This window comes from Paracoccus albicereus, from assembly GCF_024359525.1.
In the GTDB taxonomy this organism is placed as follows: domain Bacteria; phylum Pseudomonadota; class Alphaproteobacteria; order Rhodobacterales; family Rhodobacteraceae; genus Paracoccus; species Paracoccus albicereus.
Window position 1 is genome coordinate 473800 of the sequence record NZ_JAKZEU010000004.1, and the last position, 11476, is coordinate 485275.

General features: G+C 64.9%; 12 protein-coding genes. 9 read left to right on the forward strand and 3 right to left on the reverse strand.

The window, feature by feature from the left end; translation table 11 throughout:
• The first annotated feature begins 128 nt into the window (after positions 1–128).
• The 9 genes from MLD63_RS13410 (at position 129) to MLD63_RS13450 (ending at position 8052) form a co-directional block, all read left to right on the forward strand.
• Positions 129–1274: a TRAP transporter substrate-binding protein gene (locus tag MLD63_RS13410; protein ID WP_255330403.1), complete on the forward strand. Its 1146-nt coding sequence runs from the start codon at positions 129–131 to the stop codon at positions 1272–1274.
• Positions 1275–1343: 69 nt separating this feature from the next.
• Entirely contained in the window at positions 1344–1928 is a 585-nt protein-coding gene (locus tag MLD63_RS13415) for a TRAP transporter small permease subunit (RefSeq protein WP_255330404.1), read from the forward strand.
• Between the two features lie 54 nt (positions 1929–1982).
• Complete coding sequence (locus MLD63_RS13420; protein WP_255330405.1) at positions 1983–3401, forward strand: TRAP transporter large permease; 1419 nt, start codon at positions 1983–1985, stop codon at positions 3399–3401.
• Complete coding sequence (locus MLD63_RS13425; protein ID WP_255330406.1) at positions 3391–4731, forward strand: amidase; 1341 nt, start codon at positions 3391–3393, stop codon at positions 4729–4731. The genes MLD63_RS13420 and MLD63_RS13425 overlap by 11 nt, the downstream gene beginning before the upstream one ends.
• Positions 4728–4937, forward strand: coding sequence for a hypothetical protein (locus MLD63_RS13430; RefSeq protein ID WP_255330407.1), 210 nt, complete (start codon positions 4728–4730; stop codon positions 4935–4937). The genes MLD63_RS13425 and MLD63_RS13430 overlap by 4 nt, the downstream gene beginning before the upstream one ends.
• Positions 4938–5034: 97 nt before the next feature.
• Positions 5035–5805, forward strand: a complete 771-nt coding sequence (gene exbB, locus MLD63_RS13435) for a tonB-system energizer ExbB (RefSeq protein ID WP_255330408.1) — start codon at positions 5035–5037, stop codon at positions 5803–5805.
• Positions 5805–6248, forward strand: coding sequence for a TonB system transport protein ExbD (gene exbD, locus MLD63_RS13440; RefSeq protein WP_255330409.1), 444 nt, complete (start codon positions 5805–5807; stop codon positions 6246–6248). Before exbB ends, exbD begins: the two co-directional genes overlap by 1 nt.
• Positions 6245–7099, forward strand: a complete 855-nt coding sequence (locus MLD63_RS13445) for a TonB C-terminal domain-containing protein (RefSeq protein WP_255330410.1) — start codon at positions 6245–6247, stop codon at positions 7097–7099. Before exbD ends, MLD63_RS13445 begins: the two co-directional genes overlap by 4 nt.
• On the forward strand, positions 7099–8052 hold the full coding sequence (locus MLD63_RS13450) for an alpha/beta hydrolase fold domain-containing protein (protein ID WP_255330411.1): 954 nt from the start codon (positions 7099–7101) through the stop codon (positions 8050–8052). Before MLD63_RS13445 ends, MLD63_RS13450 begins: the two co-directional genes overlap by 1 nt.
• A 3-nt stretch (positions 8053–8055) precedes the next feature.
• On the opposite strand, the gene MLD63_RS13455 is transcribed toward MLD63_RS13450, so the two are convergent.
• Genes MLD63_RS13455 through MLD63_RS13465 form a run of 3 tightly spaced genes read right to left on the reverse strand, consistent with a single transcriptional unit; the run spans position 8056 to position 11476 of the window.
• Complete coding sequence (locus tag MLD63_RS13455; protein WP_255330412.1) at positions 8056–9696, reverse strand: ABC transporter ATP-binding protein; 1641 nt, start codon at positions 9694–9696, stop codon at positions 8056–8058.
• Entirely contained in the window at positions 9689–10507 is an 819-nt protein-coding gene (locus MLD63_RS13460; protein ID WP_255330484.1) for an ABC transporter permease, read from the reverse strand. The genes MLD63_RS13455 and MLD63_RS13460 overlap by 8 nt, the downstream gene beginning before the upstream one ends.
• A gap of 9 nt (positions 10508–10516) precedes the next feature.
• On the reverse strand, positions 10517–11476 hold the full coding sequence (locus tag MLD63_RS13465; protein ID WP_255330413.1) for an ABC transporter permease: 960 nt from the start codon (positions 11474–11476) through the stop codon (positions 10517–10519).

Sequence of the window (11476 nt, forward strand, 5' to 3'; positions counted from 1 at the left end):
CGGGCGGGACTGGCAGCCCATCAACTCCGCGCCAGTGGTTCAAAGCACATGAGTCTTGATTTGATGGACCGATGCCGAAAGACTGACGGGTGGGGCGACGTCGCATGATCGCTCAAAGGGAGGAAACTATGACCAACAACGACAAGGCCGCAGCCGCGGTCTCTCGCCGTTCGTTCCTGCGTCGCGGGGGGGCGATTGCAGGGGGTGCGGCGGCAAGCACGCTGGTAGCGGCTCCGGCCGTCCTGGCGCAATCGCCGTTGACGCTGAAGATGCAGACCAGCTGGCCCGCATCCGATATCTGGCAGACGATGGCGCAGCAATATGTCGACCGCGTTCAGGCCATGTCGGGCGACCGCATCAAGATCGACCTGCTGCCCGCAGGCGCGGTCGTCGGTGCGTTCCAGGTCATGGACGGCGTCAGCGACGGCGTGATCGACATCGCGCACTCGGTCTCGGCCTACTGGTATGGCAAGAACAAGGCGGCGTCGTTGTTCGGCACCGGTCCCGTCTTCGGCGGCGACCCAACCAACATGCTGTCGTGGTTCTACCAGGGCGGCGGGCGCGAGCTTTACCGCGAACTGACCCAGGACCAGATGGGCCTGAACGTGGTCGGCCTGATGGCCTTCCCGATGCCCGCGCAGCCCTTCGGCTGGTTCAAGAACCCGATCAACGGCGTCGCCGACATCCAGGGGATGAAGTACCGCACCGTCGGCCTGGCCGCAGACCTGCTGCAATCGATGGGCATGTCGGTCGCCCAGCTTCCCGGGGGCGAGATCGTGGCCGCGATGGAGCGTGGCGTCATCGACGCGTTCGAGTTCAACAACCCCTCGTCCGACATGCGCTTCGGCGCGCAGGACGTGGCCAAGAACTATTACCTCGGCAGCTATCATCAGGCGTCGGAAGCGTTCGAGTTCCTGTTCAACCGCGATGTGATGGACGATCTGGAACCGGATCTGCGCGCCATTCTGGAACATGGTGTTGAAGCGGTCTCGACCTACAATACCGCCTACGCGCTGGACAATTATTCGGCCGACCTGCTGAAGCTGCGCGACGAAGCCGGGGTGACGATCCAGAAGACTCCGCAGGACATCCTGCAGGCGCAGTTGGATGCGTGGTCCGAGATGATCGCGACGCTGGAAGCCGACGAGACGATCAAGAAGATCCTTGACAGCCAGCGAGACTGGGTCAAGCGGACGGTCTACTACGAACTGCTCGACAAGCCGGATTACACGCTGGCATACGAGCATTTCTTCCCGGGCGAACTGAAGATCTGATCGCGCATCGAAAGACCGCACCCGGCGCCTTGGATGGCGCCGGGCCCTTTCGCTAATCCGAGAGATCCCATGCTCCGCTTTGTGCGCTTTGCCGACGGCCTGTCGGCGTGGTTCGGCAAGACCTTCGGCTGGCTCATCATGCTGATGACCATCGGTGTCAGCTACGAGGTCGCCGTTCGCTACATCTTCAACGCCCCGACCTCATGGTCGCTGGACGTGAGCTTCATCATGTACGGAACCCTCTTCATGATGGGCGGCGCCTATACGCTGTCGCGCGGCGGCCATGTGCGTGGGGATTTCCTGTACCGCCTTTGGCCGGTGCGGGTGCAGGCGTCGGTCGATCTGGTCCTGTATCTGATCTTCTTCTTTCCCGGCGTCTCCGCACTGATTTTCGCGGGCTGGAAATACGCTTCGCGCAGCTGGCAATATGGCGAGGTCAGCGTGAATAGTCCCGCCGGCATCCCGATTTTCCAGTTCAAGACGGTGATCGTCGCGGCCGGCATCCTGCTGTTCATCCAGGGCCTTGCCCAGATCTGTCGCTGCATCCTCGCGATCCGCGACGGCTACTGGACCGAAGCCGAAGAGGATGTCGAGGAAACCGAAGAGCTACTGATCCGCGAAAAGGCAGCCGAGGCGCATGCCCATGACCGCTGATCCCGCGCGCAACTGCCGCCCTGCCTGCGTCCCGACCCTGCCGGAGTATGGAAATTGACCGATCCTCAGGTTGCCCTGTCGATGCTGGGCGTGTTCATCATCCTCGTCTTTCTGGGCTTCCCCATTGCCTTCACGCTCATGGCACTTGGGATCATGTTCGGCTACTACGCCTATTTCGACGCAGACCGCATGTGGCGCAGCTTCAACCGGCTGGCCGAGGATGCCGATTGGTGGACTTCGACGACGGGCTGGATCGAGGGGTTCTTCAACAACCGCATCTTCGACCTGTTCATCAACCAGACCTACACGGTGATGTCGAACGAGGTGCTGACGGCGGTGCCGCTGTTCCTGTTCATGGGCTACATCGTGGAACGCGCCAACATCGTCGACCGACTGTTCGGCACGCTGGCCATCGCCGCGCGCCGGATGCCCGGGTCGATGGGCGTCGCTGCGCTGATCACCTGCGCGCTCTTCGCGACGGCGACCGGCATCGTCGGCGCCGTGGTCACGCTGATGGGGCTGTTGGCGCTGCCGCAGATGCTGAAGGCGCGCTACAATCCCAGTTTCGCCAGCGGTATCATCTGCGCCGGCGGCACACTGGGTATCCTGATCCCACCCTCGATCATGCTGATCGTCTATGCAGCGGCTTCGGGCGTTTCGATCGTCCGGCTGTATGCCGCAGCGATGTTCCCGGGTCTGGTCCTGGTCGGGCTGTATCTGCTCTACGTCATCGGTCGATCGATCCTGCAGCCATCCGTGGCCCCGCGTCCGAGTGAAGAGGACATTCCGCCCGTCCCCGGGGCCAAGCTCGCCTGGATGATGGTGACATCGTTCTTTCCGCTCGCGGTCCTGATCCTCGCGGTGCTGGGCTCGATCCTGCTGGGCCTCGCCACGCCGACCGAGGCCGCCGCGATCGGCGCATTGGGCGGGCTGGTGCTGGCCGCTGCCTATCGTTCGCTGACGTTCCAGCGGCTGCGCGAGTCCGTCTACCTGACGGTACGGACGACCGCGATGGTCTGCTGGCTGTTCGTGGGCTCGTACACGTTCAGTTCGGTCTTCAGCTATCTCGGCGGCGAGCACCTGATTTCGGAATTCGTGGCCGGCATGGACCTGACGCCGCTGCAATTCCTGCTGCTCGCGCAGCTGATCATCTTCCTGCTGGGCTGGCCGCTGGAATGGTCCGAGATCATCATCATCTTCGTGCCGATCTTCCTGCCGCTTCTAAACATGTTCGGCGTCGACCCACTGTTCTTCGGTATCCTCGTGGCGCTGAACCTTCAGACCTCGTTCCTGACACCGCCGATGGCGATGTCGGCCTACTACCTCAAGGGGATCGCCCCGCCCGAGGTTCGGCTGACGCAGATCTTCGCGGGCGTGATGCCGTTCCTGTTCATGGTCTTCATCGCGATGGCGGTGGTCTACATCTTCCCGCAGACGGTCTACTGGCTGCCGCAGGTCTTCTATGGCGGCTGAGCTGACAAGGCTTGACGCGACCGATCTGCGCGACCGCCTGGCCAGGGGTGAGCTGTCGGTGGTCGAGGTCGTGACTGCGCATCTCAAGCGTATCGCGGAAACCGAGGCGGAGTTGCAGGCCTGGGCGTGGCTTGACGGCGAGCATGCGCTGGCACAGGCCCGCGCGCTGGACGATCGGCGCAAGTCGGGCGCCGCGATCGGGCCGCTGCACGGCGTGCCGGTCGGGATCAAGGACATCATCGACGTCGCGCGTGTGCCCTGCGAATACGGCTCACCCATCGGCAAGGGGCGCGTTCCGCGCGAGGATGCGGCGCTGATCGCACGCCTGCGCGCCTCCGGAGCGGTGATCATGGGCAAGACCGTCACCACCGAGCTTGCCTTCATGAACCCGTCGAAATCGCGCAATCCGCACGACGGCACGCGGACGCCCGGTGGCTCCTCAGCCGGGTCCGCTGTGGCCGTCGCTGCGGGACATGTGCCGTTGGCCGTCGGCACGCAAACCGGCGGGTCGGTCATCCGGCCCGCGTCCTTTTGCGGGATCGTCGGCTTCAAGCCCAGCTTCGGAATGATCGGCCGGACGGGCACCCTGCCGCAATCGCCCTTCCTCGACACTGTCGGCGTCTTCGCCCGCAACGTGGGTGATGCAGCCCTGCTGGCCGAGGTCCTTGCGGGTCACGATCCCGCCGATCTCGCCAGTGCCCCGATGCCCGCGCCGCGTCTGGCGCAAACGGCGGCAGAGGCGCCGCCGGTGACGCCGGATTTCGCCCTGGCCGATCTACCCGCCCCGCCCGAAACCTCACCTGCAATGCAGTCTGCGATGGACGAACTGGCCGAACTGCTTGGCGATCGTTGCGAGCGCTTCACGCTCCCTGCAGAATTCGCCGAGGCGCGCGAGATCCGCAGCCGCATCAACATGGCCGAAATGGCCAAGCATTATTACGCGCTTGAAAAGAAGGGCCGCGCGCAGATGTCGCAGATCGTGACCGACGCGCTGGACGAAGGAAAGGCGGTGCTGGCGCGCGATTACCTGTCGGCGCTGGATTGGCGGGCGGTGCTGAACGCCGGTCTCGACCGCATTTTCGAGCGTTGCGATGCGATCCTTTGCGCTGCCAGTCCAGGGCCAGCGCCCGGGCTCGAGACGACCGGCGATCCGTCGTTCAACGGGATCTGGACGCTGTGCGGCACACCGGTCGTGACGCTGCCGGTCTTTCAGGACGCGGACGGAATGCCGATGGGGCTGCAACTGATCGGGCGCGTGGGGGATGACGCGCGACTGCTGCGAACCGCGAACTGGCTGATGACCTATCTAAGCGAAGGGAACGAGACATGACCGACAAGGTTCTGGCGCTGATCGCCTACGTCGTGATGGCGGCGTTTCTGGTCATCCTGCTGATCTATGTTCCGCGTTTCGATCTGGCAGGCGTGGTGATCGTCACCCTGCTTCTGGCAGGCTGGGACACGTTGCAGGTGATGCGCAGTCACCAGCGTCCGGGGCACGAAACGCATCCGCCACACGACCCGCGCGACGACATCTGAAGCCCCGCCATCCGACCTGTACGGACTTGTTGCCGCCTTGCGCATCGAAGCGCAGGCGATTAAGCAACAACTTTAGTCAGGTTAATGGACGGTCATGATGCGGACGATCGATCGGGTCTTGGTGACGATAGCGGCGATCCTTGCCGGCGCTCTGCCGGCGGGTGCGCAGGTACTGGCGCTTCCGTCTGCCGGCACGCTGCCGCATGATCTGTCACCGCTGGGCATGTTCATGGCCGCGGACATCGTCGTTAAGGCGGTGATGGTCGGTCTGATCTTCGCCTCGATTGTGACCTGGACCGTCTTCGTGGTGAAGGCACTGGAACTGCGCTTCGCCGCCGCCCGTGCCAGCCGCGCCCTGACCACGATCGAGCGATCAGACAGCCTGACGGCTGCCGTTTCTGCCTGCAATCAGCGCGGCAGCGTCGCGGAACAGATGCTGCACAACGCCCGGGCCGAGATTGCATTGTCGGCGCAAGGCCGCAACGATGCGGCGCTGAAAGAGCGTGTGTCCTCGCGTCTCTCCGATATCGCTGCGCAGGCGGGACGCGGCATGGCGATCGGCACCGGACTGCTGGCCACGATCGGCTCGACCGCGCCTTTCGTCGGTCTTTTCGGCACGGTCTGGGGAATCATGAACAGCTTCATCGGCATTTCGCAGGCACAGACGACGAACCTCGCCGTCGTCGCGCCGGGCATCGCCGAGGCGCTGCTGGCGACGGCGCTTGGCCTGGTCGCGGCCATTCCGGCGGTGGTGATCTACAACATGTTCGCACGCGGCATCGCCGGCTATCGTCAGCGGCTGGCACTGATCGCCTCGTCCATCGAACGGCTGGTCAGCCGCGATCTGGACCGCACGGGAGCGATCTGATGGCGGGGCGGTTGGATGATGGCGACGACCTGACCGAAGCGCACGAGATCAACGTGACGCCGTTCATCGACGTGATGCTGGTCCTGCTGATCATCTTCATGGTCGCGGCACCGCTGGCCACCGTCGACATCAATGTCGATCTGCCGCAATCCAACGCAAATCCCGCTCAACGTCCGGATCAGCCGGTTTGGTTGACCGTCGCGCCCGACCTGTCGCTCAGCCTAGGCGACACCAATGTCCCGCGCGAGGCGCTGGCGCAAGGTCTGGCGCAGGCGACCGACAACGATCCGGAAGCGCGGATCTTCCTGCGCGCGGATCGTGAGGTCAGCTATGGCGATTTGATGGCGGTGATGAACGACATCCGCGACGGCGGCTGGACCAAGATCGCATTGGTCGGGCTGGAAAGCGCCGATGCATCCGGGGCCGAGGTCCCCGCAGAGTGAGCCTTGCACGCAGAACGGGTTCGCTTCTGCGCTGGCCGCTGGCGGGGGTTGCAGTGGTCGCGCTGCATGTCGGACTGGCGGACTGGCTGATGCGGACCGACCGCTTGGGCCTACCGCACGCGCCCGCTGCACCGATCTCCGTCGAGTTCGAGCCCGCGCCACCTGCGCCGCAACCGGCGGAAGAACAGCCCGCGCCCGAACCAGCGCCCGAGCCTGAACCTCAGCCGGAGCCCGAGCCGCAGCAGGAGCCGGAGCCAAAACCCGAACCGGAGCCGATCCCGGAACCGGAACCCTTGCCTGAGGAAGTCGTCGCGCCGCCGCCGGATTTCACACCGCCACCGCTGACCGAATTGCCGCCGATCGGCAATATTTCGGACTTCATCCCCACGCCGCCCGTCTCGGAACTGGCGCTCGACCAGTCCGAACGTCCGCTTGCCCGGCCCGTCCGCCGCGAACCGGAGCCGGAGCCGGAGCCGCGACAGCAGCGCGAGCCTGAACCACAGCGACAACAGCAAACTGCCAGCCCCACACCCGCGCAGCCCGCACCGCAGCCAGCCGCACCGGCGGCGCCGAGCGCCGGGCAGATCGCGTCTTGGCAGCAGCAGGTCGGCCAGCGGATCGCCCGGCATATGTCGCGGACGCGCGTCGGGCGCGCTGGCAGCGCGACGGTTCAGATCGCGATCAACATCAACGCGAGCGGCGCGGCTGCGGCGCGTCTGAACGGCTCGACAGGCGACGCGCGAGCCGATCAGGCACTCGCGTCGCAGGCCGCCCGGATGCCATCAATGCCTGCACCGCCCGGCGGCCAGGCGCAGAGTTTCGTTCTGCCCGTCACGATACAGTTTCGGTGATGGCGGCACCCCCTCAGCGCCGGACGTGGACTGCCAACGACTACGCGCTGCGGCTCGACCCGCAGATGCTGGGCTTTATAGACGCAACCAACGCCCACTATCCGCCGGACACGATCGACGCGTCGGTCATGGCGCAGCGCGCGATCTACGATCGGATGTGCACAGCGTTTCGCGCCGTGCGTCCTGCCGATGTTCTGGTCGAAGATGTGCTGCCGCCCAGTTCGCATCCGATCCCGCTTCGCCAGTATCGCCGCCATGACGTGGTCACGCAGGTCGCCGCCGTCCTCTATCTGCACGGGGGCGGGCTGGTGGTCGGCGGCTTGGACAGTCACGACGATGTCTGCGCCGAGATCTGCGCGCGAACCGGTTTCCGCGTGACTGCCGCCGATTATCGACTGCTGCCGGAACATTCCTACGCCGATGCATGCGACGATGCCCTCGCCGCCTTGCGCTGGCTTCTTGACGAAAGCGGCGTGCCGGTCGTCGTGGTCGGCGACAGCGCTGGCGGGCTGCTGGCCGCGATGGCCGTTCAAGCCATGCGCGGCGAGGCGCGGCAGGCCGCAGGGCAGGTGCTGATCTATCCGGGCCTCGGCGGCGCGGATGACCTGTCCTCGCGTATCGAGCATGCCGAGGCGCCGATGCTGACACGCGCCGAGGTCAAAGCCTACGATGCACTGCGCGGTGTCACGGCACCCACGCCGCTGGGCCAGCCCGACTTTTCCGGGCTGCCGCCGACCGTCGTCATCCCTGCAGAATGTGATCCATTATGCGACGACGCGGTGGTTTATGATGACGCGATCAGGCAGGCAGGCGGACGTTCGGTCTGCCTGATCCAGCAGGGCTGGGTGCATGGCGGTCTGCGCGCGCGTCATGCAGCCGATGTCGCCCGTCGCGCTTTCGATGTGGCGGTGGACGCGATCGAGGCGCTTGGGCATGGACGCTGGCCGTACTGACGCTCAATGCCCGGCGGGCTTCATCCGCGTGCGCTCGATCGCCTGCTCCAGCCACCCCAGATGCATCTCGGGGACCGAAGCGAGCAGCATCTCGGTATAGGCATCGAAGGGCGGCGACAGGACCTGATCCTTCGGACCGTAGCGGACCACCTTGCCCTGATGCATCACGGCGATGGAATCGGCGATGGCCTTCACCGTCGCCAGATCGTGCGTGATGAACAGATAGGCCACGCCCTCGACCTTCTGCAGGTCCAACAACAGCTTCAGGATCCCGTCGGCGATCAGCGGGTCGAGCGCGCTGGTCACCTCGTCGCAGATGATCAGTTTCGGCTTGGCGGCAAGGGCACGCGCGATGCACACGCGCTGCTTCTGCCCGCCGGACAGTTCAGCCGGGTAGCGGTCGGCAAAGCCCTTGCCCATTTCGATCTCGTCAAGCAATTCGGCGATGCGCTGCCGCTTTTCGGCGCCCTTCAGGCCAAAATAGAATTCCAGTGGACGGCCGATGATCTGGGCGACGGTCTGACGCGGATTCATCGCGACATCGGCCATCTGATAGACCATCTGCAATTCGCGCAGGTCGTCCTTGCTTCGTCCCGACAGCGCGGGCGACAGCGTGCGACCCGCAAATTCGATCCGGCCTTCGCTTGGCGGCAGAAGCCCGGTGATCACACGCGCCAGCGTCGACTTGCCGGACCCGGATTCACCGACCACCGCGATCGTCTGGCCGGGATAGACCTCAACCGAGACATCGTGCAGCACCTTCAGGCTGCCGCTATAGGCCGCGCCGATCTTGCGGGCAGCTAGAACGGGGGCGTCGCCTGGCTGCTTGGCCTCGTGTTCAATCTCGCGGACCGAAACCAGCGCACGCGTGTAATCCTCACGCGGCGCTTCGATGATCTGGCGGGTGTCGCCGTGTTCGACCATTCGGCCATGGCGCAGCACCATGATCTCGTCCGAAACCTGCGCCACGACGGCCAGATCGTGGGTGATGTAAAGCGCCGCCACGCCTTCGTCGCGGATCGCGTCCTTGATCGCGGCCAGAACACCGATCTGGGTGGTCACGTCCAGTGCGGTCGTCGGCTCGTCAAAGACGATCAGGTCGGGCTTGCAGGCCAGTGCCATCGCGGTCATCGCACGCTGCAGCTGCCCGCCCGAAACCTGATGCGGATAGCGGTCGCCGAACGTGTCGGGATTGGGCAGCTTCAGCTTGGCGAACAATTCGCGCGCCCGCGCCTCGACCGCCCGCCTGCCCGACTTGCCGTGCGCCAGCACCGCCTCGACGACCTGATCCATCAGTTTCAGCGCCGGGTTGAAGGACGCTGCCGCCGATTGCGCGACATAGGCCACCTCGTTGCTGCGCAGGCGTCGCAGACCCCGCGGCCCGACCTTCAGGATGTCGCGGCCGTTCAGATAGACTTCACCCCCGGTGATGCGAACCCCGCCCCGACCGTAGGCCATGGAGGCGAGACCGATGGTGGACTTGCCGGCGCCGGATTCGCCGATCAGCCCCAGCACCCGACCCTTCTCCAGCGTGAAGGAGACACCATGGACGATGGTGATATCCTCGGGCGGTTCACCCGGCGCGTAGACCGTGGCGCCGATCTTCAGGTCGCGGACATCGAGCAATGCGGTCGGTTCAGCCACCGCGTCCCCCCTTCAGATCTGTGGTCCGATTCAGGATCCAGTCGGCCACCAGGTTGACCGAAATCGCCAGAAGCGCGATCGCGGCGGCCGGCAGCAACGCGGCGCCGACACCGAAGACGATCCCGTCCTTGTTTTCCTTCACCATCGAGCCCCAGTCGGCTTCCGGTGGCTGGATGCCGAGACCCAGGAAGGACAGCGCCGACAGAAGCAGGATCTGGAAGATGAAGCGCAGGCCCAGTTCCGCCACCAACGGGGTCAAGGCGTTTGGCAGGATCTCTCGGAAGATGACCCACAGATGCCCCTCGCCGCGCAGCCGCGCAGCCTCGACGTAATCCATCACGTTGATGTCGACGGCGACCGCGCGGGCCAGGCGATAGACCCGTGTCGCGTCCAGCACGCCCATCACGCAGACCAGCACGACCAGCGTCGAGGGCAGGACCGACAGCACCACCAGCGCGAAGATCAACGTCGGGATCGCCATCAGCATATCGACGAAGCGCGACAGCACCATGTCGACCCACCCACCCATCACTGCGGCTGTGAAGCCCAGGATCGAGCCCAGCGAGAAGGACAAGGCCGTCGCCAGCGCGGCAATCAGGATCGTGGTGCGCGCGCCGTAGATCAGTCGCGACAGCAGGTCGCGGCCCAGGTTGTCGGTGCCCAGAAGATGCGTGGAAGACGAAGGCTCCCACACGCCGCCGACGATCTGGGTGTTTGGGAACGGCGCGACCCACGGCGCGAAGACCGCGGCAAAAACGAACATGAGCGTGAGGATGATACCGATCCAGGCGCTGATGGGGATGCGACGCAAGGACATCATCTACCTCGGATGTCGCAAACGCGGATTGGCGAGGATCGAGACGACATCGGCCACGATGTTCAGCCCGATGAAGACCGCCGCGAAGATCAGCCCCGCCGCCTGCACCACCGGGACGTCGCGCTTGGCCACATGATCGACCAGGAACTGGCCCATGCCGGGATAGACGAAGATCACCTCGACCACGACGACGCCGACGACCAGATAGGCGAGGTTCAACATCACCACGTTGACGATCGGCGCGATCGCGTTGGGAAACGCGTGGCGCAGGATGACACGGAACTGGCTGAGGCCCTTCAGTTCGGCGGTCTCGATGTAAGCCGATTGCATGACGTTCAGGATCGCGGCGCGCGTCATCCGCATCATGTGCGCAAGCACGACCAGAGTCAGCGTGGCGGCGGGCAGCGCCACCGCGTTCAGCCGCGCACCGAAGCCCATCCCGTCATAGACCGTCGAAACCGAGGTGAACCAGCCAAGCTTCACCGCGACAAAGTAGATCAGCAGATAGCCGATGAAGAATTCGGGCAGCGAGATCGACGCCAAAGTCGCCCCCGAGATCAGCTTGTCCGGCCACCGTCCGCGGAAGCGAACGGCCAGCAAGCCCAGCAGGATCGCCAGGGGCACCGCGATGATCGCGGCGACACCCGCCAGGAACAGCGTGTTCTTCAGCCGCGGCCCGATCGTGGCCGCGATATTCTGCCCGCTGGTCAATGACGTGCCCAGATCGCCGGTCACGACTCCGCCCAGCCAGGACAGGTATCGCATGTAGGCAGGTTCGTTCAGGCCCAGTTTCTCGCGCAGGTTCGCCAGCGCCTGCGGGGTCGCGGTCTGGCCCAGAATCGACTGGGCCACGTCACCAGGCAGGATCTGGGTGCCGACGAAGATCAGCAGCGAGACCGCGAAAAGCAGCAGCAGGCCTAAACCGACCCGCTGCGCTATCAGTTTGGCGACAGCGCCACGCAC